Here is a 23,600-nt window from a genome sequence, read left to right on the forward strand (position 1 = left end):
TTATGTTAGGATTGAGCTTATGTCTCTTCTCGGATCTCTGAAAATGGTGATGGCGCCTCCGCACCCGGAAGCCAAACCCTTTCTCCTCGCCTCTGGCGCAGCTACTCTCGCCACACGCTATCTTGGCAAAAAACTGTCTTGCCCCAAGCTGAAACTGCTTGGCACGGCCAGCGGCCTGTTTTTTGGGTTCTGTCTGTATTTTTTCCGTGACCCGGAACGCAAGACACCTGCCCGCAACGATGTTGCCGTGGCTCCCGCTGATGGGCGCATTGTCTCTATTGAGAAAATTGCACCCCCGGCAGAACTGGGCATGGGCACTGCGCCTGTCTGGCGCATTGCCACGTTCCTGTCTGTGCTGGATGTTCATGTAAACCGTATGCCAGCAGCAGGGACAGTAACCCGCATTGCCTACCATCCTGGCTTGTTCCTGAATGCCAGCCTGGACAAGGCTTCTGAACAGAACGAGCGCAATGCACTCAGCCTGACCCTGCCAGATGGTCGCATGATGGCAGTCGTCCAGATTGCTGGCCTTATTGCCCGCCGCATTGTGTGCAGCGTGACAGAAGGCATGCAGGTTGAAGCTGGCGAGCGTTTCGGCCTGATCCGCTTTGGCTCCCGAACCGACTTGTACCTGCCACCCGGTGTCGAGCCGCTGGTTGCCGTGGGCCAAACCATGATTGGTGGCGAAACCGTGATGGCGCGCCTCTAATCCCCGTGGTCATGCAGCAGCCTCCTCCGTCCGTACCAGAGTCCTCTCCTCCTACGCCTTCATCAGCAGGCAGAGAGGAAAGGACGTCGTTGCCTGAAGCGCCGCTTGCTCCAACCAGCTCGCACCGCTCTGCGGGTGGTTATGCTCCGTCCGACAAAGGGCAACGCCGTAGGCGGCTACGGCGGCGGGTGCGCACAAAGATCAAGGGAACATCGTTCAATCGGCTCATTCCCAACATTTTGACAATGCTGGGACTATGCGCCGGGTTAACGGGGATGCGCTTTGCCGTAGATGGGCGTTTTCAGGCCGCTGCCATTGCCTTGGTTATTGCCGCCTGTATAGACGGGCTGGATGGACGCATTGCCCGACTGCTGCGCGGATCGACCCGTTTTGGGGCCGAGTTCGATAGCTTGTCAGACTTTGTCTGCTTTGGTGTTGCCCCCTCTTTCATGCTGTATTTCTGGGCTTTACGGGAAGGCGGCCGATACGCCTTTCTACCATGCCTTATTTTTACAGTCTGTATGGCGCTCCGCCTTGCACGGTTCAACGCCATGCTGGATGGGGAAGAAGACAAACCCAAATATGCCAGTAACTTCTTCACAGGAGTACCTGCCCCTGCTGGAGCTGGATTGGCACTTTTCCCGCTATTTTTAGGGCTGGAAGCTGAAAAGCTGAATATAGACTGGCTTTATAACCTGACACGCCTTCCCTACATGCCCAGTTTTACCCTGATCAGCACTGCTCTTCTGCTAGTTTCTACACTGCCTGTCTGGTCATTTAAAAACTTCAAGGTTCCGGCAAAATATGTTCTGCCGGTTATGCTGAGCACCGGTGTTTACACGGTTATTCTGGTAGCAGACCCTTGGGCTGCACTGGCTGCGGCCGGTGTTATTTATATGCTGCTGCTGCCCCTGAGCCGCCTAAGCTTCAGTCGTTTGAAAAAAGCCGCTGAAGACCTTCAAGAAGATGTAGAAGACGAAGACGCACCGGCATAAGCTGCTGCTGGCGCACGCTGCCCAAACAGGGAATATAGTCCGTCCAGCACCTCTTGCGGTGTGGGCGGGCATCCCTTAATGCGCAGATGAACATGAACCTTACGGTTCAGCCCCCCCATAATGGTATAATTTTCAGGGAAAAGTCCGCCATCTATGGCGCAGTTCCCGACACAGATCACACCTTTGGGCGTGGGCATGGCTTTCCACGCAGCTTCCAGTACCGGGGCCATGGCGTATGTCAGCGCGCCGGTAATCAGCAGAACATCCGCCCCTTGCGGAGCAGATGCAAAACCAAACCCCGCCCCCTGCATGTCGTAGCCACCCGCAGCCAGAGCTTCCAGTTCCATCCCGCAGCCGCCACAGCCGCCTGTATCCACGTGAAACAAGAGAAGCGGCCAGCGTGGCCCAACGGGCTTTAACCGCGCGTTGCCCTGCCGAAAGCTGGCGTCAAATACGGCCCGTATAAGCCCCATAACTACTGCCTTCTCTTTCTGCTTTTAGCCATCCAGCGCGGATGCTGTCACACCCAACGATGCCCGGATAAGCCCGAGGTCCGCCACGTTTTGCCCTGGCAGAACGGCTTCTAGCGCTAACAGGGCTGAATAGGCCGGATCCCGAACAAAAGCGTGCTCAACCCGACCATCTTTTAGCCTGACCCAATAGAGAACCGCACCCCACGGCCCTTCAGCCATGCCAATGCCTCCTCCATCTTCGTAATACAAGTCTATGCGACCACCAGCTGACAAGCCTAGCTTTGGCCCTGCCATATTAAGCATACGCAGGCTCTCACCTACTTCCTCCAGCAACACAATCGCGCGGTCTTCTACTGTGCCGTCATGCCGCCCGGACGTAAAACGCCACAAGCCATCATAAGCCCGCATATCACGACGGTAATCGCAGTCTCCTCCGCCAGCACGGGCTACCGGGCCATCCAGCCCCACTTGCTCCAGTAGGGCGCTTTCCACAACACCCAATCCAACAAGGCGGCTGGAAAGCCCCGGATAGCTTTGCCACAGAGTGACCAAATCAGGGTAAATTTCCTCTCCCAATTCAGCCAACTTGCTACAAAGTTCGCCCATAGCGGCTGTTGTGCGCAGGGTAACACCGCCCGGCACGCAATGGTCCATCATCAAACGCGAGCCAATAATCGGCGCGGCTTCTGTCAGCAGTTTTTCCCGAAACCACATGCACCGTGACGCCACCAGCACTGCTCCTGCCTGCCGGGCGATACCAGCGAGTGTAAACAGGTGCGTGCTAACGCGTTCAAGCTCCAGCACAACAACCCGCAGCAGGCTGACCTCCGGCCCTATGGTCTCACCGCAAGCGGCCTCAACAGCCCGGCAAAAAGCAGCCTGATGCGCAGCACAGGCCCCGGCCACATAACGGCCACTTAGGCGATTAGCATCCTCCACGCGACATGTCTGTAATCGCTGCGCCATGCCTCTGTGTGCATATCCCGTTACTGTCTCAGCGCAACGAATAACGTCACCATCCAGAGCCAGTGCAATATGTAGGGGAGCCTCTCGCCCGCCAGACGCTGGCCCACTTCCCGCAGTCACTCCCCCCACTTCCAGCATGGCCTCAGACGGCTGAAATGTCAGCATGCCTTTATTGCTACCAGCCCCGCCAGGCACTGCTGCCAGAGGCATAGTATCTGCCCAGATATCATGGTCCACCAAGGGGCGCACATCCGTTGCCCACATGGCTTCCACCCCATACAGGTCAAAAATCATACGCTCATACAGGCTGGAAACTGGACGTGCCGGTGACAGTGCCGGATAACGTCTATCTTCCAACACGAGAGACGCTGCCAGAGGTTGGGTCCCGTGTGGCATGAAGAGGGCATGCACGGCCGCTCCATCACACCACAGTCCGACAAATGGCAGGCTGTCGTGCTTCAGACCCTCTACAAGGTCACGCCATGCCATTTCATCCAGTTGAAAGCGCCATGGGGTTTCTGTTGGCTGACCGGCGTGAATATGCGCTACAACGTCCATCAGAATGCCCCCAACATCATGGCAAGAGGCACCAGAAAACCGGTAACAACCAACACCACACAGGCTACACGGCCCGCCGCGTCCTGCGGCCATACTGCATGCCCTTCACCCTGTGCGGGCACAGCGCGCACCACAGCGCATAAAATACCGGCAAGAGTCAGCACTGTAAAAACCCATGACCAGTCGCTCATCATGGACAGCAGAAGCAGACAACCGACAAACGGTGCACCGGGTGGAAAACACGCCAGTGTTCGCGCAGCCCAAGAACGCTCTGACCGGCTCCCCCCCGCTAAACACCATCCGGACAAAAACAGCAGAGCGGCGACATCTGCCTTTGCTCCCACAGCAATAAGCGCAAGGGCTGACGGAAAGGTACGAAACATCCGCAGCCCGTCATGAGACCGACCCGCACACGCTGTTAGCCAGACAGAAGCCAACCCTGCTGCGATCAGCGCCGTATCAAAAGCCTCTCCACCATGGGGCCTGAGGCGCATGGACAAAAGGAGCGCTGCCCCGGCAAAAGGCAGAAACAGAAGTGTGTCATTCTCCTCACGCCAGGGTTGGCCAAACGGTGTGAGACCAGCCAGCATGACAACGCCGCACGCCAGCAAAAGGCCGGACGCGGCCTGACCGGCAGGCAGCAGCAACCCGGCCAGCACCAGAAACATTCCCACAGACCCCGTGCGCAGCAACGCCCAGCCTGCCATAGCCTGCCCAGCAGGACGGCTGACAACAAACACCCCATACGCCAGCGATGCCTCAAGAATTCCCAGCCCAACAATAGGGTCCGGCGTTACACAGGCCAGACCAGCCAACGCCGTGGAAATATGGGGCAACCCACGCAGAAAGCGGTTTGGGATGGTATTGGCCTCAAGCACCGTCAGCAGCAAGCCGAAGGCGAGCATGACGCGCCCGGCGCGTTGCACCGGGTCATCATCCCATCCGGTGGCGGCCGCTCCTGTGGCAGGAAACAGAAAAACAGCGGCGGCCAGTAAGCAGCCCCCGCCAGCCATCCATACCGCAACCTCCCTGCTCCGGGGAGTATTCAGGCTCATCACCACGGCTGCACCAAGCAAAGGCCATGCAAAAGCCAATGCGGCCAGAAAAACAGGAAATGTCATGGTGTATCGGCCCCATCATAGCGAGGCGGCTTGGGTACGTAATCAGGATGAGGCGCGGCATCGGCAGCACCAAGAGCGCTCCCTTGCTCTTTTTTGCCTTTTTTACGTTTGGAACCCTGACGGCGACCAGAAGCCCGGACCACAGCCAAACGAGGCAGAACACGATGAACGCACAGGCCGCCCAATGCTGCAATCAGCACCCCTGCCAAAACGGTCACGCCTACAACCATAAGGTGTTTCTGTATGATGCCGGATAACAGCACACCTTCAACACATGTCAGCAACCCGGCCCATTGCCAGACCATAGACTGCCGACATGTCACCGCTACCAGCCCTGCAAGAACGATGCAGAGGCCTGAGGGAAACACCATCACGCCGGGGCGCGACCCAGCCAACATCAACACAACCATAAGACCAAGAGCCAGAAAAGGTACGGCTGGGCCGCTCCGTTCCGGCTGGCTATCCTGCTGATAATAGCTGAGAAACCAGACCGGGCCGATGGCAAAAAGCAGGGCAAATGCTGCCCCTGCCTGATGCAGTGGGTCCGTGCCATCCACAAGCATTGCTATTGCGCTCACAACGCCTAACGCTGACAAAAACCCTATGCCACGCGCCACAACGCACAGCGCCAACAGGGGGGCTAATATTGCGGCGAGTGTCATGGCTGCATTCCCCCGTCATCACCATAAATCGGGTTTTGCAGGGCGGCTGCGGCTGTTGTGCTGGAAGGTTCTTGCTGTGGGGTAAGCACTGGGTAGGCAACCTGCCACGCCAGAAGGCCCAGCAAAAAAACCGTAGCCAGCCGTACCCGCCCCTGTTTGGGCAAAGGCAATACCATAAGATATGTCAGCGCCAGCAAGACGGCAGCGATAGCCACCTTCACCACCCAGACACCGGTGCCCTCCAGGCAGCCGATACTCCATGCTTCCATCCCTGCCGTGGTAGGCAGAGACAGCGTACCAGACCAAGCGATATCCCCTGCCAGAGTGACCCAGCATAACCGCACACAATCCCGCGCCAGTAACCAGAGGCCACGGTCCGGGCCGGAAAGTGCGCAAGCCCCTTCCTCATCCCCCTGCTGGCTACGCCATGCAACCGCAAAAACGGCAACGCCCATCAGCACAAAGGGGGCACCATTTCCTAAAGGAGAAAGGCTCCGTATCTGCGTCAGAAAAGCAGCAAGATCCTGCCCACCAACCATGACAAGAACAGGTATCAAGGCGGGCAGTAACAACGCGTCTGCTATCAGCACCATATAACCGTTCAGCGCATACCGGCCTGGTTGCGCCACCAACGGCAAAGACAGAAGCAGAGACGCCAGAATCAGCACGGCGGAGATCAACAATAGCCCTGGGGCAGGAAAACCCGCTGGCAATAGCATGAACACCGGCACCATACTGCAACCAAGCACAGCAAGCACGAAACCCGCCCGTACAACCCCTGCGCCAGCTTTCTGATCCGGCTCAGCAAGGCCAGGACGGGTAAACTGGTGCCGTATTTCCTGCCAACGGCCGCTCACCCTATACCGGCATTCGCCAGCCATTCGGCCTCCCAGCCGATCAACCCAGCCGGTAAAAAATGGAGCGGCCACCAGCATCAGCACAGTCTGGCACCCTAATGCGGCAAGGCATAGTAGGCTCCAGCCCCAAGTCAGCACGAAGGGAGATGTAGGCACCGTCATTGCCCGACCAACAGTCCAAACAGAAGACCCGCAGCCATAAAAAACAGGATCAACACAAGGCCCTGCGCTTCACACCACGCCACACTTCTGAACAGAACAGCCTGCACGTAGCGCCCGCCTGCAGCCGTTTTCCCAACAATTGGCCAGTCAGAGGGCCTCTGGTTCTGCAAGCCTAGGAAAACCAGAAGCATGGTCCACACCGCAGCCTCTTGCTCCGTGGGTTCCGCTTCTGCCGCTTTGTCCTGCTGTATAAGAGGCGCCCCCTCCTGCCAGCGTTGTCGTGCAGCCTGCAACCGTGGGAAGGGATAAAATTTACACACACGGCCCAGCGCAATCACTCCCCCCACACAGACTGTCAGTGCAGCCACACTATAAAGGGGCGTAAAGCTGACGGGAGTATCCGTAAACCAGACGGATAAAATTTTTGACCACAGGAAGTCTCGTGCATCTACGCCGACGAAAAGGTGGTCTTGTAGCGCCAGCCATGCACCCGGCAACACAGAAACAAGACACGCGGCAACAAGACAGACTACGGCAGGCAGAAGCGGAAAAAAACCTCTCCGTAAACTTTGCCCAGCCGAAAGAGCGGACACGTTCTGCCCCCCACGAAAAGCTGCATATCCCAACCGTACCAGCCCAAGAATACCCAGCGCCATGAAGGCAGCGGCCCCCACAAGCACAAGAATTGTACCCAAAGCTTGTATGGGCGGCGCAGCGCGCGTGGCCAACTCGCCCGCACTAACAAGACACCACAGAACAGAAAACCCACCTAATGGTGGTAAACCGGAAAGCAGAAGCAGAGCCACGCTCAACACGGTAAGACCTGCGACACTACACATAAGAGGTGGAAGGCGGGTGGATTCAGAACTTTCCTCTGCACCCTGTGGTGGCTGACAAAGCCACAGCAACGCCAACATGCCCAGCAATGGTGCTCCTAAACCGAGTTGAGCCGCTGTTCTAAACTGGTCCATGCCCTCCAGCGTGGTTGCCAACGCCAAGGCCAATAGCACGACCAAAGCGCCAAAACCGGCACACGCCAACCCTGCGGCAATACGATGAACCTGCCGTGCCCGCAGTGCCTGAACGCAACCACCCAATGCAACGCAACAGCCACTCAGGATGAGCAGGACCTGAAATACAGGATGCAACACACCTGTTTCAGAGAGCAGACGGCCCAACAGAAAAACCCCGATACCAACGGGCACAGTCGCTTCTGGGCCTTTCTGGGCGGAGACGGACCAGCCCAGCAACAAGACCATAAGGCATAGCAAAGGTGGGCAAAGCGGGCTGTCTGCGGGAATGCAAGCTGGCACAACAGCCGCAGGTAACCAGACACCCTGCCGCCCCTTGCCTGCAAGCAGCACCAGAGCCGTACCGGCTAATAACCCAAACACCAGTGGCGAGAGCGCCAAAAACGCCAACCCTGCCAGAACGCACGCCATACCCCGGCGGCCTTGGCTCATGATACCGCCCGCAAAGGCCAGCAGAACAAGCATGGGGAGTGTGGGGCCATCCAATCCAAAAACGGGGCACCAACCCACAGCACCTTCTATCCGCAAGGCGGCTCCTGTTACAGCCAGCAAGCCAATAGCGGACCACGCGGCTGCCTGCATTTCCGACCGCCACGCCTCGGCCTGCCGAAGCAGGCCTTCTGGCAAAATTGCCAGCACAGCCGCCACCACAAACAGCACCAACAACCCGCAAAGAAGAAAAGAGATGAGAATGGAACCGGCCTCAACACCAAAAAAGACTTGCTGCCTTTAGCAGGAAAAACTCCCGGATAACACCACGTCCGGCGCTCTGAAAATCAGCACTTTCACTTTTACGACCGTGATAGCCTCAGGACTGGGGCGGCTGCACCTTGCCGCAGCCCTCTGGCACACTGGCAAAACGTTTGCGCCAGACCCTGCGGCGTGCCTGAACTGGCATGGACAGCATGGAATAACTATTTTTAACAACCTCTATCAAACTCAAACTCCCCAGACCGGGGGCAAGAACCTTGCCGGCAATATCCGTCACCTGCCCAAATTGCAGACTGCGGCATCCCCATTGAGCTGGCAGAAACAAGACCTCGTCCCTCCGTTCCGTATGCAGCATGGTTTGGTCAAAAATACGGCCCAGTGCCCGTGCACCAAAGGCTGGCTCCTGCGCAAAAGGTGTGCGCCTTTGCCGCAAGCGGCCACACCACAGGCTGGGCATAATAAGCAGCATACGCCCATCATCTCGCAGCACACGGCTGGCACCGCGCAGCACTGTCATGGCTTGCGCCTCATTCCTAAAGGCATGCAGCAGCACAATCCGGTCAAACGTGTCCTCCTGAAAAGGCAGTAAGGCCGGGTCCGCACAGAGTGTGTTTTCGTAATCCTGATGAGGGCGTTTCTCTCGGCCCTCCTCCAGAGCGTAGTCTGGCTGAAGTGCAGACACACATAACGCTCCCCGCCCTCGCCACGCCTCCAGACAGGGCGTTGCATAGCCTATGCCCAGTATTTTCTGTTGCCTTAGGTCCGGCCAGAACCATTGCAGCCGTTCGCGCAACAGGGCCGCACAGGTGGCACCCGTGTGCGTGCGATAAAAGTCAGGAACCATGGAGGGCATGACATCATTCATAGCTCTGCCTATCATGATCTGGACCCGCTACGCCATGACCACACACCTGTGGCCGCCCCATGCCTGCTAAGGAAGCCCCTGCCATGCCCCTGTCTCTTCGTGCCATTCCCATTTTGTCAGACAACTATGCGTGGCTACTGCAAGATCAGGCAACAGGGCAAACCGCCATTGTTGACCCCGGAGAAGCCGCCCCCATACAGGAAACCTTAAAAAAACTGGGGCTTGGTCTGGACCTCATTTTACTGACGCATCACCACTCGGACCATATTGAGGGTGCCCAAACCCTGCGGGACACTTACAAAGCCCGCATTATCGGCCCAAAAGCAGATGCACACCGCCTCCCCCCTTTGGACCAAGCCGTGTCAGATGGAGACACGGTGACTCTTGGCGACAGTACAGCGCAGATCCTTGCTGTCCCCGGTCATACCAGTGGACATATTGCCTACTTCTTCACAGCTCCGCCCGCTCTGTTCTGTGGTGACACTCTGTTTAGTCTTGGGTGTGGTCGCCTGTTTGAAGGCACGCCTGAGCAGATGTTCACAAGCCTTCACCGCTTTGACACTCTACCTGACGAAACGCTTGTCTGCTGTGGACATGAATATACCCTTGGCAATGCCGCCTTTGCTTTGCATTCAGACCCGCATAATGCCGCCCTGCAAGCCCGCGTGAAAGACGTAAAAGCCCTGCGCGCTGCGCACTTACCAACACTCCCCTCCACTTTAGGGCTTGAGCGACAGACAAACCCCTTCCTGCGTGCAAAAACCAGCGCAGAGTTTGCAAAACTACGCCGGGAAAAAGACACCTTCTGAAGCCTTCGAACCAGCAGGCACACCATGCTGTGCACCGTGATAACAGATTATCCTGAGGTTAAGGGCTGTTAGCCAGAGAGCTTCTGGTTATTCCCACGCACATATTATAAGCTTTCCGAAACAATTTTTCAGAATAGACTGAGCTTACTGTAATGTCTGACCTACCCCGATTTTCTGTCACAAGCTCTTTGCCTGCTGTTCTGGCCGTGGATGGTGGTGGCACTAAGACAGCCGCCATTCGGGTTGGACAAGACGGAAGCATACAGGACTTCAGGGTAACAGGCGGCAGCAACCCGTTTGACCAACCCGCCTGGCGCGACGTGCTGGCTGAACTGGTCACGCCCATGCGCTCCGGCATTCAAGCCTCAGCATTCGGGCTTGCTGGCTATGGTGAAAACCGGGCCATGGGCCAGCACATTCAAACTCATCTCCAAAGCCTGTGCCCCAATGCCCCTTTAAGCATCAGTAACGATGTAGATATGGCCTGCGCTGGTGCGTTTGCTGGAGGTGCGGGAGTTCTGCTGCTTTCTGGCACGGGGTCAATTGCCTGGGCTCAAAATGCGGAGGGACACTCCCAACGGGTTGGGGGATGGGGCAGTGTTTTTGGTGATGAAGGCAGTGCTTACTGGTTGGGCCGCATGGCTCTGGAACATCTGTGCCAGGCGCTGGATGGCCGCCGACCAGAAGCCACCGAATTTGCCCAAAGGCTCTGCACCCATATGGACTGGCCGACCACCAACCCCGAAGCGATGGACGCGTTGCTAGGATGGCATGCAGGCCAGAAGCACCCCCGTTCTGCCGTTGCCCAGTGCGCCCGCCTTGTTGACAGCATGGCGGAGGAAGGTTGCCAGCATGCACGTTTTCTTCTGACGCAAGCCGCCACGGAACTTGCACGGTCCATACAAACCGCACGCGCATTCTTTCCTACAGAAACACTTCCATGGAGCTACGCAGGCAGCGTATTCAACAGCCGCAGCGTTCTTACTGACCTAACGGCTGTATGCGGCGCACCACAGGCTCCGGTTCTTCCTCCGTTGGGCGGCGGTATTCTGCGTGCAGCCCGCTCGGCTGGATGGGCGGTGACAACAGACTGGATTGCCACACTGGCACAACAGTTTGCGCTCCTTGCATCCCCTTCTTCGACGCAGGGACCGGCCTAAATGGAACGCTCACCGCCCCCGCAAGCAGCTTATTCAAAACCTGATTTATGTCCGGCAGGGTCCTATGGTTGGACACCTTTGGCTCTAACCGCTCTTCTATTTTTTGTAATCGGTTTTGTAACCTGGCTGAACGGCCCCCTTATCTCCTTCGTGAGGGTCTCGTTTTCTCTCGATGATAAAGCGGCCTTTCTTATTCCCCTTGTTTTTTATTTCTCATATTTTCTGTTTGCCATCCCATCATCATGGATCGTGCAACGCATCGGGTTAAAACGAAGCCTCTCGGTTGCTCTGGGCATCATGGCTCTGGGCATGGCGTGCACGGGGCAATTCATGGCTACCGGATTGTATCACGGTGCACTTGTGGGCCTACTAAGCGTAGGCAGTGGCCTTGCTCTGCTTCAAACTGCGGTTAACCCCTATGTCAGTTTTCTAGGCCCCCTGCATAAAGCCGCCCAACGCATTGCCATTATGGGCATTTGCAACAAATTTGCAGGTATTCTAGCCCCTATCACTCTTGCTTTTTTTGTTATGGGTTCCATTCAGGATGTTGCTGCTCACGCCAGCCAGATGACAGACCCGATAGCTCGCGAAGCACTCCTCCATCAATTTGTTCAAAGCATTTATTGGCCTTATCTGACCATGGCGCTGTTTATGGTACTCACCGCCATCGCAGTCAGCCTTTCCAGCTTGCCAGATATTCATGCGCCTGAAAAATCTGACACGTCCACGCGGGAGAAGACCCGCTCAAAGTTTATAACTATCATAACCTCGCCTCGCATTTTGTGCGGTATCATCGCCATGTTTTTATATGTCGGTGTAGAGGTTCTGGCCGGAGACGCTATTGGAACCTACGCGCAGGACCTTGGCCTCTCCCTGAACCAGACACGATTTTTCACAGCACTGACCCTAACAGGTATGCTCGTGGGCTATTGTTTAGGAATGCTGTGCACACCCCGCTTCTGCTCGCAGGAGCGCTACACCCTGTATTGCTGTATAGCCGGTGGGTTTTTAAGCTTGATGGCTTTTGTGGCACATGGATATGGGGCCGTTTTGTGCCTTGCCCTGCTGGGCGTTGCGAATGCCATGATCTTCCCAGGCTTGTTCCCTACGGTGCTGAAAAATACAGGAGCTCTTGCGCCCCTCGTCTCAGCACTTCTGGTCATGGCCTATTGTGGTGGCGGTGTGCTGCCGCAGCTTTTTGTCTGGCTTAAAACCATATTTGGTTTTCAAGGTGTTTTCACAAGCCTGACTTTATGTGGCTACGGGTTTATAGCGCTTTATATGCGCAGCAATCCTGCCCGATAACGTTTAAAACCAGTAAAGACCTTTGACCATGCATACTCTTAGCGGCCATCTTGTCCTCCCTGACCGTATCCTGTCTGGTTCTCTTACATTTTCCAGCACTATTCACACTGTTGCTGAAGGTCGGGATGTGCCAGACCGTTATATTCTGCCCGGCTTTATTGATGGCCATGTGCATGGTGGCAACGGAGCGGATACCATGGATGGTGTTGAGGCCATTCATACCCTTTCCAAATTTCATGCTTCGCACGGCACCACAACCATTCTCCCCACCACCATTACGCGCCCGTGGGCAGATGTTATGGAGACATTACGGGCTGTGGCCGAGGTAGTGCGCACCCAAATTCCGAATGGCCCCGTGGTGCATGGCGCTCATCTGGAAGGGCCATTTGTTAGCCCGCACAAGCTGGGTGCCCAACCCCCGTATGCTATTGCCCCCACCCCAGACCGCGTTGCAGAAGCTTTGTCTACAGGCTGCGTTAAAGTTGTGACGCTGGCTCCTGAACTCCCTTATGCTGAAGACGCCATAAACCAGTTTGTCGCTGCCAACGTGCGTGTCAGTATGGGCCATACTGTCGCAAGCTATGAACAGACAGAAAAAGCCGTCTGCCAGGTCTGTGCGGCAGGCGGCATTGCCGGAGCTACACATCTGTTCAACGCCATGGCCCCCATCAGTAGCCGCAAACCCGGTCCCGTGACGGCCCTGATGTGCAGCGATGCTTATGCTGAAATGATTTTTGACACACACCATGTGCACCCGGCCACATTCCGGCTTGCGCACAAGGTTATGGAAAACAGGCTTCTGTTTGTAACAGACGCCATGCGTGCGACTGGCATGCCAGAAGGCCCAAGCCAGTTAGGCGGTCAGGACGTTATTGTAAAAGATGGAGCAGTCCGCCTGCCGGATGGCAGCCTTGCGGGCAGTGTACTGACCTTGGATGTTGCGCTCCGCAACGCCCTACAGGCAGGCACGCCGCTGACACAAGCCGCCGCCTTGCTCAGCCAGAACCCTGCCCGCTACCTTGGCCTGACGGACAGAGGCACACTGGAAGTGGGTAAACGCGCTGACTATGTGGTGATGGATAGCGCATTCATGGTGCAGGAAGTATGGGTTGGCGGGCAGCGCATTCACTAAACGCCACCCGCATTCCATTAGTGGCTGCTTGTCGCTAAGGTTTTGCCAAAAAACTGGTTCATCCATGTATAGGCCATCAGCCAGTCCTGCATACGCAAAAAGGCATGGCGCTCATTAGGGAAAGCGTGCTCTTCATAAGGCACGCCCTGCTCCGATAGCAGACGTGCCAGCAGTGTGGATTCCGTAAATTCCACATTATAGTCGTCATCTCCATGTACCAGCAGTACAGGAGAGCGCCATTGTGCAACATTTGCTGCGGGCGAGGACTGCCACTCCAGATCATGCATGGCTTTGTTCTGCTCCGGTGAAAGGCCGGGTTTGTCAGACTGTTGCATGTCATGCACCCCGTGAAAATCCGCGCCAGCACGGAAAACATCGCTATTCCGTGCAAGGGCCAAAGCGGTCAGATATCCACCCCAACTGCCACCCCATATACCAATACGCGCAGGATCAACATCCGGGCGGGTTTTCAGGTAAGTGGCTGCTGCCAATACGTCCTGATATTCGCTGGCCCCTTCTCTTCCAATACCTGCAGCATTGCGGAACGCTTCACCATAACCGGTACCACTACGATAATTGACGGAAACAACAATATATCCTTGTGCCGCCAAAATCTGGTTCATGCCATAAGCATTGGAATAATACCCCATGCTGTTAAACGCGGGCAGCATTTGACGGTGCGGGCCGCCATGCACAAAAACAAGAGCCGGATGTAACGCAGTAGTGTGGGTCTGGGGCATAAAAAGCTGGGCATGAACATCCATGCCATCTTTGCTTTTGAGTATGAGCGTTTGTGGGCTTACAAACGGTATTTCCGTTGAAACCTCAGCATTTAGAACAATTGGTTCTTTCTTTCCCGGGGCAAGAATAACCGGGTGAGTCGTTTCTCTCTCCCCTGCACTCATAAGCCCTACGGCACGACCCGCCAGAACAACATCTGTCTCCATTTCATTGCTCTGCGTCAGGCGCTGCGGCTCAGGCCGGTCAAGCGCAACCTTCCAAGCATGCCACTCATCCAGATTGCCGACATTGCTTGTATAGAAAAGGGTTTTTCCATCATCTGACAAACGATAAGAAGAAACTTCTGCCTTGTCCGGTGTCAGGCAAAGGGGAGATGTTGGCTGCTGACTATCCACACGGCAAACCCGCATCCATCCACTCCCTTCCCACGGAAAGAGGATGTGCACGTTATCAGACCACAGCACTCCGGCACCTTCAGGCGCAAAAAAACGTGCGCCAGCACCGGCATGCGGTGCCCAGACACTATGATCCTCCCTGCTTTGCAGGTCATAAACATGCAGGCTCCAGAAAGAGGCTTTTGCGCTTTTACCACGGGTAACCGGAGCGTGTTCTCTTACAAACGCAATACGCTGCCCATCTGGCGAAAAGCTGGGCAGGCTATCCTGCGCCAAAGCCGGGCTCAAAAACTCCATGGCCGACTGCTGGGTATGCCACAGCCCAATAAAAGCGTGAGACCCACGATCAAGCGTAAAGGCGAGAGTTTTGCCATCGGGTGACCATAGCAGCGCTGTTAGACTACCGCGCGTAGCCATAACGGCTTTGGCCTCTCCTCCCACTGGTGCAAGAAACAGCGTGCCTTTCTGACTGAATGCAAGAGTTTTGCCATCCGGAGAAAAAACGGGGTTCCAGCCTTCCCCCAACACCATTTGTTTCCCATTTTCCAGAACAACATGCACGGTCTGTTGTGTACCAGCCACGGCCAGATCTGGGTTGGGGGACGGGTCATCAGGATATTCCGCGTCGCCTCCTTCCACATACGCCACTGTTTTTCCATCCGGTGACAAAGCCAGCCCCCATAGGTCTGTTCCGTCATCTTTGGTGTAGTGTGTCAGCGCACGTGGGCCTGCCCCTGCATCTGAGGTAAAAATATTGCGTACCCCGGCCCGTCTTTCCACCCATGCAAAACGCTCGCTATGGCGTGCGCCAACAAGGTTTGTCGCAAATGGTAGAGACAACATAGCCTTGATCTGGCGTTGTGATTGCGTTTCGGCCAGCGGCGCTGCCACAGCGGAAGAGAAACCGGAAATTGCACCTGCCAACAGAAGTAGGGTCAGAGGAAAATGACGCATTGCAGAGGCGCTCCTGATAAAACTTTAAACAATATTCCAGCAACAAAGACACAAAAATATCTTTTCTGAGCAGTATTTTTAAAGACAGATAAAGTCTGAAAAAGTGCCAGAAACTATATTCTGCCTTGTTTTTTAAGGCGCAGCTTGCCCCGGATAGAGCACCTGATGGTGGCGTGCTGCTGCCTGTACTGCATGGGGTGAAAACACGAGCGGCTGCATCGCCCCCTTCAGCCATGGCGCCAGAAAATCATCATAATGTCTGTTTTGCGGCTGTGCTGCCTGACCGGGGAAATTGAGGAAGACAGACTGGTCCCATGCGCCAACATCACAGACCATCAGATAGCTTGCTCCCCCTGTCACCGCATACGGGTTACGGCCCTGCGCGAGGGCTTTTGCTGAAAGGTCCGGATTATACCACCGCGCCATAACCGTATAAGCATCCCCCCCGCTCTGCGCAGTTTCTCCTCCAACGGGTGGAAAAGCCTTGGCGACAGCGTAAGACGCATGAAGCGGATGCCGCATCTGAACGGTATGCAGTGCGCCCCATCTCCAAGCCGCCATAACCGGCCCCAAACGGTCCCGCACCTCTTCAACAGCCTGCTGGAAGGCTGTCACCAGCAACGCATTCCGTGCGCTCTCGGGGTGTGGGCCTATTCGGCTATCTGGTGCCTGCAAGAATGCCAGCAGGACAGAAGCATTCAGCGGCTGAGGTAAAATCCCACGCAAGTCTTCTGGCACCAGAGCCTGATAGAACAGAACATTCAGCTTGGACCACCAGACCTCATACAAAGCAGCCGCGGCGCTGCTGGCGTCAACATGCCCATCCCACTGTTTTAACAAGGCAACTTCCGCCACCAGACTGGCAGGCTGATCTGGCAGGCAGGCTACGACAGCAAGCGCCAAATGGGAGAGTGTATCATGCTGCAAGGCAACGCTCTGCGCGAGTGTTGCCCGGTTGGTTTCCTGCAAAACTTCAGCAACACGCTGATATCGGTAAGGGTCTTTCCATTCATAACTGACGCAGCGTTCTTCGTAAGGATAGTCTGCTGGCAGGTTCAGTTCATTAGATGTCCCGAACCATCCGACCGCAGGGTTAAAACTGGATGGCAGAGCATCCAAAGGTTGCAGGCCTTGCCAGTCATACTGACCATCCCCCGGAGCGGGCAACAGACCGTCATGGCCGCCGGAACGGTGCGGCAACCCACCTGCCGCCTGCCAGCCAATATTGCCTGCCGTATCAGCATAGGTGAAATTTGTTGGGCTGGTATGAAGTTTTAAAGCCTGACGAAAGCTGCTCCAGTCTTGTGCCAGATTAATACCAATATTGGCCAACATACCGTTAGCACCGGGATATAACCACGTAGCTGCCACACTCACCGCCCGCTGGCGCGCAGGGTCTGTTGAGACAACAGGGCCTTGTGCGGCATAACGCAGCGTTACCGTACGAGTGGCCTCCCCGCGTACGGCAATGGTGGTGGTCTCCTGCTCCATCTCCACCCATTGGCCTTTATGAAAATAACGGTCCGGATGGTGTGGGTGCGTCCGCAGAACAAACAGATCTTCCTGATCGATATGAAAGTTTGTCCGGCCAAAGGCAAAATGTTCATTATGCCCTTGCATGACACCGGGCATACCGGGGGTGCCACCACCAATAACATTCAGCCCCGGTGCCGTGAGATGGATAACATGGCGCGGCCCCGGAGAGCCAAAACCAAGGTGCGGGTCATTCGCCAGAATAGGCCTGCCGGTTGCTGTGCGGGAAGGCGCAATAACCCAAGCGTTACTGCCTTCATTGGCGCGTCTATGGTCTTCCTCATGATTAGCTTTTACGTCGTGTACGCCCGCAAGCGGCAACGCTGCCTGCAACACACCAAACCACCCCAAATCCTGCTCTGATACAGCATGAACATCCAACCCATCTGGCACTTTCAGAGTGTGGGCAGGGCGTAGCGGCTGAATGAGCGCATCATATGCCAGCGCATTCTTTGCCGCCAACTGTGCGCGGCGAACTTCCCCTTTGGTGTTACCCGTTGCCTCCGCCCGCATCCGCACAAGATCAAGCACATCCCAACGGAGTGGATTGTAGGCAAATATTCTGAATTCTTCAGAAAGTTTTTCTGGTGTTTGTTCAATCTCTTTAAGATAAGCATTAATGCCCGCGACATAGGCTGTTGCACAGGTCTGGACGGTTTGTGGCAAGGCTGCAAATTCCGCCCCGGCATCACCACGAAATAAAAATAGCCGGTTGGCCGTGTCGGACGGCACAAATTTGGCACCGTACACTTCTGCTAAACGCCCGATAGCCCGACGATACTCAAAATCCAGTTGCCACAGTCGGTCACGCGCTACCAGATAGCCGTTGGCAAAAAATGCATCTGCTATAGAACCTGCCTGTACATGCGGCACACCCCAACGATCTTCAAAAATATCAACCGGAGCCTGAAGTCCTTCCAGCCCAGTCATACGTGCTGACGGTCCAGCATGTGCAGGCTTGCGGGACAAGTTTGCAAACAGGCAAGCCGCAACCCCACCCAAAAGCGCATGACGACGGGAAAAGGCTGTCGCGTGATGTGTCATTTAAGGAGCCATTCCTTCAACAATATCCCGAATTGTCAGCGCAGAGCCGCCGGAAAGAGTAAAACCAAGCGCACCATGCCCTACATTTAACAGCATATTACGCCAGCGCGTCCGCCCGACTATCGGCACGCCAGTCGGGGTAGCTGGCCGCATACCGGCCCACGGCGTAGCAGAGGAACTCCCGTGCAGAACAGGCAGGGTTTCAAGAGCCAATTGTTTCAGGGCCGCAATACGTTCAGGGTCAATGCGGGCATCCAGCGCACCAATATCTACCATGGCAGCAATACGCAGATGGTCACCCAATCGGGCATAGACCACCCTGTTGTCATAATCTGTCACACTTACGCTGGGAAGCGCTGCCACAGGCGCATCCATGGTCAGGCTGTAACCTTTCAAACCATACAGCGGTAGGTCCAACCCAAGTGGGCGCAGCAAAGACCGGGATGCCAGACCAGCAGCCAACACAACAAGGTCCGTCTCCTGCACAATACCATTGACCCTTACCCGACACTGCCCGGTTTTTGTTTCCTCCAACTGTGCTGCGCCATGCACGAGGCAGAATTCAGGGCTTGCCTGAAGTGCGGCCAAAAGAACCTGACAAAACAGATTACAATCGGCCACCTCATCATCAGGAGAAAAAATACCTCCGGCCAACGCAGGTGTCAGGCCTCCAAAAGCAGGTTCCACTCGTGCACAATCAGCGGGGGTTAAAACCTGTTCCTGTTGCGGGTTTATAACGGCGCGAGCCGCTTTGGCGAATTTACGCGCATCCCGATACACAACCAGCTTTCCGGGTTTGCGCCATAAAAAATCACCTAAACCGTCCTGCCTCCATTGTTGCAGAACACTTTGACTCCGCAACGCTATTTCGAGAATTTTTGCAGTGTTTTTCTGGTTTGTCTGCGCGTTACATGCCGCCAGAAATGCCATAAGCCAGCGCCATTGGTGCCAGTCCAGCCGTAATTTAAGCGAGATGGGAGAATGGGGCTGAAACAGCCATGACACGGCATCCAGCGGCACACCTGCGTCCGCCAACGGACGCACATATCGGTAACTCAGTTGGCCGCCATTCCCAAAGCTTGCCTGGCTGCCAACCTGATCTTCCCGCTCAACCAATGTGACGGTATGCCCAGCCTGTATAAGCGCATAAGCGGTTGTCAGGCCTATAACGCCCCCACCCACAACCGTAATTGTCCGTCTAGCTGACATAAAAAGACCAAACCCTTATTGCATGAGTGCGTCTGGCATGGTCTCTCCACAAAAGAAAACATACCTGTTTGTCAGTAGAAATTTAAAAACAGATACTGCACGACACCATTTGAAAAAAGCCTGACCCCCTTAACTTGAAGTTAACCCCAAAGCGTGCCCCACAGCCGTTGCAACATCGTGCCGCAAGCGCACAATGCTACGCCCCCCACTGGGGTGCACTCGGTTGGTCAAGATAAAAACATAACAGTCATTATCTGGGTCTATCCACAGAGACGTTCCGGTAAACCCGGTATGGCCAAACGACTGGCTGGAGAAAACATCTCCTCTTGGTGAGGCATAAGGAGAGGCTATATCCCACCCAAAACCACGCAGGCTTTTTTGCCCTGCCGGTTGTTGCGGAGTTGTCATAGCAAGCAGTGTTGCCTGCTTAAGAGGGAAAGAGCTTGGCTGTCCCGCACGTCTGGCCAGCAAAGCCTGCGCGTACAACACAACATCCTGCGCGGTTGAGAATAGCCCTGCATTCCCCGCGACCCCCTCCATACGGCGGGCTGTAGGGTCATGCACCACACCGCGTAGCATTTGGCCCTGCTCATCATATTGGGTGGGAGCAATACGCCCCAACTGGCTGGCTGGTGGCAGAAAACCGGACTGTGTCATTCCCAGCGGCTCAAGAATGTTACGCTTGGCATAAACATCCAGTGACAAACCAGATATCTTTTCAACAATCAGACCGAGCGTAATAAAATTTATGTCGCTATAGATAAAACCGCTGCCCGGCGTAATTTTGGGCACAGAACTCATAATACGTTCAATGGCACCGCTGCGCCCCCACCAATCCGGTGTGCGCGGCAAATCTGGCTGCAACCCGGAAAAATGGGTCAGCAGTAGCCTGAGTGTAATGTCTGCCTTACCCGCCGCAGCAAAGTCTGGCAGGTAGCGTGCAACAGGCGCATTGACATCCAACAGCCCCTTTTCTGCAAGCTGCATGACCGCCAAAGCTGTAATCATGGGTTTGGTAAGAGAGGCCATGTCAAACACGGTATCCGTGGTCATGGTCTCATAATCAGGCTTCAAACTACGTGCGCCGAAAGCCGCCAGATGCAACACCTGCCCGTGCTGGCCAACACCCCAAACAGCACCGGGGCACTCACCATCCCGAATAGCCTGCTTTATCAGTGCATCAGCTTCTGCAAAGCGCTGCGGGGTACGGGCGGACTGGCAACCTGCCAAAGCTCCTGTGCCTACCAGAAGACAGCTCCCCTGCAGAAAGGACCTGCGCGACAGCAATGCTACAGATATGCTCATGGAGAAGAAACCTTAACGGGGTGCAAATCCTGCACGTCAAAACTGAAGTCAGAACCTATAACTTCCATATGAAAGCCGGTTACTTTTCCTTCAGTATTCCGCTCAAACTGCACATAACTGTCATCACCAGCATCGTTTGCACGGTCCTGCCACTTAGCAACAAATAGGTCGTGGGGCAGCGCCTGCAAGGTGCCAGTCAAACCATTTGCCTTGCTGAAACTAAGCGTCAAAGCGCCTTGTGTAAGTGAAAGTCGTATGTCGCCCCGCCATGCATCATGATACACGCCCACATAATCCTGCAAAGCCGCAGCAGGAAGAGAGATGAATGGACGCGCCGGTGAACCGGGACCCACCGTAGCGGCTTTCTCTGCCTTTTTACTGGCAGCCTGCTCAGCTTCCTTCTGCCAGTAGCCTACCCAGTCCTCGCTTTTACCTGTCGCAATCAAGGCGCTCAGGGTTGTTGCTATCGCGTAAGTTGCATGGTGGTCATCCCGGTTTGTCAGCACGACCAGACCAGTCTTTTTTTCTGGCAGGATTGAAACATAGCTCACCATGCCGCTTACTGTTCCAGTATGCCATACGCGTTTGAGGCCGAGAAAATCCTCCATGAACCAGCCATACCCATAGGCCCTGAAATGGGTTTGCGTTTTCTCGGCAGTATCTGGCAGGGGCAATAATGCGGAAGGTGCCCACAACGCATCCCGCTGCGTCTGGCTAATAATTGTTTTGCCCTCCGCCGTTTTCCCGCCATTCATTAAGGTCTGTACCCAACGGTTCATGCCATTGACGCTGCACCATATTCCCCCAGCAGGGGCCATAGCGCTTGGTGTGAGTGCTGAGCGGTCTGGCAGAATGCCGCTATCGCCTTCACCCGTTGCAACATCGGTCTGCCCCGCTACCGGATGTGTGCTCTGACAGGCAGACAGACCGGCAGCATCAATCAGATGTGTCTGAACATACTGCTCCCACGTCTGACCCGAGATTTTTTCAACAAGAGCGCCAGCCACAACATATAACAGGTTATTATAGGCATAATCTGCCCGGTAACGCCCGGTAAACGGCATGTAAGGGAGTGCTGCCACAACATCCTGACGGCTGAATGTGCTGTGGGAAAAGAGCATGAGGTCACCCGCACCCAACCCCATGCCGCTATGGTGGGTCAACAGATCACTGACCCGGAAATCCCGTGTTATCCACGGGTCTGACACCCGAAATTCCGGCATGACATCCGTAACACGGTCAGTCCATTTCAGTTTGTCCGCATCAACAAGCGTCGCAAGGGCCGTTGCCGTAAACTCCTTGCTGTTGGAGCCGATGGCAAACAGCGTTGCAGCATCAGCTTTACCGCTTTTGCCGTCCTCCGCTTTTTGCCCATAGCCTTTTGCAAAAACTATCTTTCCGTCATGCACTACACCTATGGCCAGACCCGGCACATGAAAGGCGGCCTGCACTCTGCTTGCAACATCATCAATCTGCTGTTCTGTCAGACCGTGTGGAAGCTGGGGGGCGGCATAAACGGGCAAAGCCAGAAACGCCAGCACAGCAGCGCTGTTTATGCTGCGCCACACTGCTTTTTTGCAGGTTTTCCCTATAAAAAACCGTTGCTGCATCATAAAAATCGCGTCCTTAAACTGCTATGCACCAGCGCATGAACTCAGTGAGCAACCTGTCAGGAAACTCACATGGCACATAAATACGACAACGCAATGTTCTGAGCAAAAGAGCGCCCCTGTCCATGTCAAAATTATTCGCGCACGTTAGCTCTTGGTTAAGAGGAACACTGAGTGCCCATCAGCCGCTACACTGCGGGAAGAGACGCAAGAGCCTGTTTTATTTCCTGTTGCAGGAGGGCCAGAATATCTTTTGAAATATGGGAAAGCGCATGGTCTGCCCGGAACAGTACAGTGCACGCCATACCCAATGGTGGTTTGAGCGGTAGTGGCACAGGTGAGCCCGGATGATGCAGCGCTGTCAGGCCATCAACAATGGCACATCCGCCACCCAATCGTACAAGTTCGGCCGCCATATAATGCGTTCTTACCCGCACCAAAGGTACGGCAGCATGGTCTGCATCTTCCCACGCCATATCTAGCAGACGCGCAGTCGGGTCATTTTCGCTCAGACCAATATAGCGGGCATGGTCAATATCTTCCAAAGCCACAGGGCCTTCTGTTCTCTGCTTATCAATCAACACAAGCGGGATATCTGCAATATGGCAGGCTGTAAGCCCCTGCTGCTCATAAGTGCCGAATACAATACCCAAATCGAGGTCATGATTCAGGATACGGGAAACAATTTCCGGCCCATGTAGGGTATCAATTGTCAGTTCGTTCCCCGGATGTTTGGCATGGTAACCTTGGATAACACGCGGCACGATGCTGAGCCCAAGGCTTGGCACACACCCGATACTGATAGCATGCCCATTGCGTGCATAGCGCAGATTTTCCGTCAGCCTTTTCAGGTCTGAAATTTTCTCAAATATGGTGTTAACGTGCGGCAACATAATCCGCGCCTCACGCGTAGGAACAAGCCTGCCACCGGTACGCTCAAACAGGGCAAAGCCTAACGACTGCTCTGCGTAACGCAGCACTTTACTGGCTGCTGGCTGGGAGACATGCAACACCTCTGCCGCGCGCCGGAGAGAGCCGGTGGACATGATGGCGTAGAACACTTCTATCTGGCGTAAACGCATAACCAGCGTTTCATCCTTCCCGTTTCATGGTGATGCAAGACACACGGTTCAGGCCCGGCATGGTACGCGCAGCAAAGGGAATCTGCTGACGCTACACCCTTGATAGCGCATTTTTTCCATAACAGAACGTTAACATGCCATAACAAATTTGAAATACACAAAAGCTTCTGCCGTGTTGTCCCTTCCTGCCCCAAGCCGCATACTCTGCTAG

At 55.2% G+C, this 23,600-nt stretch carries 19 protein-coding genes; 6 read left to right on the top strand and 13 right to left on the bottom strand.

The window, feature by feature from the left end; genetic code table 11:
• The first annotated feature begins 19 nt into the window (after positions 1–19).
• Together ACTIDN_RS05395 and ACTIDN_RS05400 are read left to right on the top strand one after the other, a co-directional pair.
• Positions 20–709 (top strand): phosphatidylserine decarboxylase, encoded by a 690-nt coding sequence (locus tag ACTIDN_RS05395; protein WP_048838253.1) that lies wholly within the window; start codon positions 20–22, stop codon positions 707–709.
• Positions 710–798: 89 nt separating this feature from the next.
• A complete protein-coding gene (locus ACTIDN_RS05400; protein WP_441376254.1) occupies positions 799–1,704 on the top strand; it encodes a CDP-alcohol phosphatidyltransferase family protein in 906 nt (301 codons plus the stop codon).
• Here the strand turns inward: ACTIDN_RS05400 and ACTIDN_RS05405 are convergent.
• The 7 genes from ACTIDN_RS05405 to ACTIDN_RS05435 form a co-directional block, all read right to left on the bottom strand.
• Positions 1,668–2,177, bottom strand: coding sequence for an NADH-quinone oxidoreductase subunit B family protein (locus tag ACTIDN_RS05405; protein ID WP_441376255.1), 510 nt, complete (start codon positions 2,175–2,177; stop codon positions 1,668–1,670). The genes ACTIDN_RS05400 and ACTIDN_RS05405 overlap by 37 nt on opposite strands.
• Before the next feature lie 24 nt (positions 2,178–2,201).
• Entirely contained in the window at positions 2,202–3,794 is a 1,593-nt protein-coding gene (locus tag ACTIDN_RS05410) for an NADH-quinone oxidoreductase subunit D (protein WP_441376256.1), read from the bottom strand.
• Entirely contained in the window at positions 3,701–4,822 is a 1,122-nt protein-coding gene (locus ACTIDN_RS05415; protein WP_441376257.1) for a hypothetical protein, read from the bottom strand. The genes ACTIDN_RS05410 and ACTIDN_RS05415 overlap by 94 nt, the downstream gene beginning before the upstream one ends.
• Positions 4,819–5,484 carry a hypothetical protein gene (locus ACTIDN_RS05420; protein WP_441376258.1) on the bottom strand — a complete coding sequence of 222 codons (666 nt, stop codon included), beginning with the start codon at positions 5,482–5,484 and terminating at the stop codon, positions 4,819–4,821. The genes ACTIDN_RS05415 and ACTIDN_RS05420 overlap by 4 nt, the downstream gene beginning before the upstream one ends.
• Complete coding sequence (locus ACTIDN_RS05425; RefSeq protein ID WP_441376259.1) at positions 5,481–6,503, bottom strand: hypothetical protein; 1,023 nt, start codon at positions 6,501–6,503, stop codon at positions 5,481–5,483. Before ACTIDN_RS05425 ends, ACTIDN_RS05420 begins: the two co-directional genes overlap by 4 nt.
• The gene (locus ACTIDN_RS05430; protein ID WP_441376260.1) at positions 6,500–8,194 is read right to left on the bottom strand and encodes a hypothetical protein; all 1,695 of its coding nucleotides are present in this window, start codon (positions 8,192–8,194) and stop codon (positions 6,500–6,502) included. Before ACTIDN_RS05430 ends, ACTIDN_RS05425 begins: the two co-directional genes overlap by 4 nt.
• Before the next feature lie 148 nt (positions 8,195–8,342).
• Entirely contained in the window at positions 8,343–9,125 is a 783-nt protein-coding gene (locus ACTIDN_RS05435; protein WP_441376261.1) for a class I SAM-dependent methyltransferase, read from the bottom strand.
• Between the two features lie 68 nt (positions 9,126–9,193).
• On the opposite strand from ACTIDN_RS05435, the gene gloB reads away from it, so the two are divergent.
• The 4 genes from gloB to nagA all read left to right on the top strand — a co-directional run bounded on the left by gloB (position 9,194) and on the right by nagA (position 13,516).
• Complete coding sequence (gloB, locus tag ACTIDN_RS05440; protein WP_441376262.1) at positions 9,194–9,919, top strand: hydroxyacylglutathione hydrolase; 726 nt, start codon at positions 9,194–9,196, stop codon at positions 9,917–9,919.
• A gap of 152 nt (positions 9,920–10,071) precedes the next feature.
• A complete protein-coding gene (locus ACTIDN_RS05445; protein WP_441376263.1) occupies positions 10,072–11,079 on the top strand; it encodes an N-acetylglucosamine kinase in 1,008 nt (335 codons plus the stop codon).
• Complete coding sequence (gene gluP / locus ACTIDN_RS05450; RefSeq protein WP_441376264.1) at positions 11,080–12,384, top strand: glucose/galactose MFS transporter; 1,305 nt, start codon at positions 11,080–11,082, stop codon at positions 12,382–12,384.
• Between the two features lie 28 nt (positions 12,385–12,412).
• Positions 12,413–13,516, top strand: a complete 1,104-nt coding sequence (nagA, locus tag ACTIDN_RS05455; RefSeq protein ID WP_441376265.1) for an N-acetylglucosamine-6-phosphate deacetylase — start codon at positions 12,413–12,415, stop codon at positions 13,514–13,516.
• A 17-nt stretch (positions 13,517–13,533) separates the two neighbouring features.
• Here nagA and ACTIDN_RS05460 read toward each other — a convergent pair whose 3' ends face one another.
• The 6 genes from ACTIDN_RS05460 to ACTIDN_RS05485 form a co-directional block, all read right to left on the bottom strand.
• On the bottom strand, positions 13,534–15,606 hold the full coding sequence (locus tag ACTIDN_RS05460) for a prolyl oligopeptidase family serine peptidase (protein WP_441376266.1): 2,073 nt from the start codon (positions 15,604–15,606) through the stop codon (positions 13,534–13,536).
• Between the two features lie 132 nt (positions 15,607–15,738).
• Positions 15,739–18,183: a penicillin acylase family protein gene (locus tag ACTIDN_RS05465; protein WP_441376267.1), complete on the bottom strand. Its 2,445-nt coding sequence runs from the start codon at positions 18,181–18,183 to the stop codon at positions 15,739–15,741.
• Entirely contained in the window at positions 18,184–19,392 is a 1,209-nt protein-coding gene (locus ACTIDN_RS05470; RefSeq protein ID WP_441376268.1) for an FAD-dependent oxidoreductase, read from the bottom strand. It lies immediately after the preceding gene.
• 129 nt (positions 19,393–19,521) lie between these two features.
• A complete protein-coding gene (locus tag ACTIDN_RS05475) occupies positions 19,522–20,697 on the bottom strand; it encodes a serine hydrolase domain-containing protein (RefSeq protein ID WP_441376269.1) in 1,176 nt (391 codons plus the stop codon).
• Positions 20,694–22,310, bottom strand: a complete 1,617-nt coding sequence (locus ACTIDN_RS05480; protein WP_441376270.1) for a serine hydrolase — start codon at positions 22,308–22,310, stop codon at positions 20,694–20,696. Before ACTIDN_RS05480 ends, ACTIDN_RS05475 begins: the two co-directional genes overlap by 4 nt.
• Before the next feature lie 185 nt (positions 22,311–22,495).
• On the bottom strand, positions 22,496–23,389 hold the full coding sequence (locus ACTIDN_RS05485) for a LysR family transcriptional regulator (RefSeq protein WP_441376271.1): 894 nt from the start codon (positions 23,387–23,389) through the stop codon (positions 22,496–22,498).
• Positions 23,390–23,600 lie beyond the last annotated feature (211 nt).

The sequence above is a fragment of the Acetobacter sp. genome (assembly GCF_052102375.1).
Lineage (GTDB): Bacteria > Pseudomonadota > Alphaproteobacteria > Acetobacterales > Acetobacteraceae > Acetobacter.

Bases quoted from the DNA above. Each gene is read 5' to 3' on its own strand.
- ACTIDN_RS05395 (WP_048838253.1), top strand. From the start codon at position 20: ATGTCTCTTCTCGGATCTCTGAAAATGGTGATGGCGCCTCCGCACCCG.
- ACTIDN_RS05405 (WP_441376255.1), bottom strand. From the start codon at position 2,177: ATGGGGCTTATACGGGCCGTATTTGACGCCAGCTTTCGGCAGGGCAAC.
- ACTIDN_RS05410 (WP_441376256.1), bottom strand. From the start codon at position 3,794: ATGGCCGCAGGACGCGGCGGGCCGTGTAGCCTGTGTGGTGTTGGTTGT.
- ACTIDN_RS05415 (WP_441376257.1), bottom strand. From the start codon at position 4,822: ATGACATTTCCTGTTTTTCTGGCCGCATTGGCTTTTGCATGGCCTTTG.
- ACTIDN_RS05420 (WP_441376258.1), bottom strand. From the start codon at position 5,484: ATGACACTCGCCGCAATATTAGCCCCCCTGTTGGCGCTGTGCGTTGTG.
- ACTIDN_RS05425 (WP_441376259.1), bottom strand. From the start codon at position 6,503: ATGACGGTGCCTACATCTCCCTTCGTGCTGACTTGGGGCTGGAGCCTA.
- ACTIDN_RS05435 (WP_441376261.1), bottom strand. From the start codon at position 9,125: ATGATAGGCAGAGCTATGAATGATGTCATGCCCTCCATGGTTCCTGAC.
- gloB (WP_441376262.1), top strand. From the start codon at position 9,194: ATGCCCCTGTCTCTTCGTGCCATTCCCATTTTGTCAGACAACTATGCG.
- ACTIDN_RS05445 (WP_441376263.1), top strand. From the start codon at position 10,072: ATGTCTGACCTACCCCGATTTTCTGTCACAAGCTCTTTGCCTGCTGTT.
- gluP (WP_441376264.1), top strand. From the start codon at position 11,080: ATGGAACGCTCACCGCCCCCGCAAGCAGCTTATTCAAAACCTGATTTA.
- nagA (WP_441376265.1), top strand. From the start codon at position 12,413: ATGCATACTCTTAGCGGCCATCTTGTCCTCCCTGACCGTATCCTGTCT.
- ACTIDN_RS05460 (WP_441376266.1), bottom strand. From the start codon at position 15,606: ATGCGTCATTTTCCTCTGACCCTACTTCTGTTGGCAGGTGCAATTTCC.
- ACTIDN_RS05465 (WP_441376267.1), bottom strand. From the start codon at position 18,183: ATGACACATCACGCGACAGCCTTTTCCCGTCGTCATGCGCTTTTGGGT.
- ACTIDN_RS05470 (WP_441376268.1), bottom strand. From the start codon at position 19,392: ATGTCAGCTAGACGGACAATTACGGTTGTGGGTGGGGGCGTTATAGGC.
- ACTIDN_RS05475 (WP_441376269.1), bottom strand. From the start codon at position 20,697: ATGAGCATATCTGTAGCATTGCTGTCGCGCAGGTCCTTTCTGCAGGGG.
- ACTIDN_RS05480 (WP_441376270.1), bottom strand. From the start codon at position 22,310: ATGATGCAGCAACGGTTTTTTATAGGGAAAACCTGCAAAAAAGCAGTG.
- ACTIDN_RS05485 (WP_441376271.1), bottom strand. From the start codon at position 23,389: ATGCGTTTACGCCAGATAGAAGTGTTCTACGCCATCATGTCCACCGGC.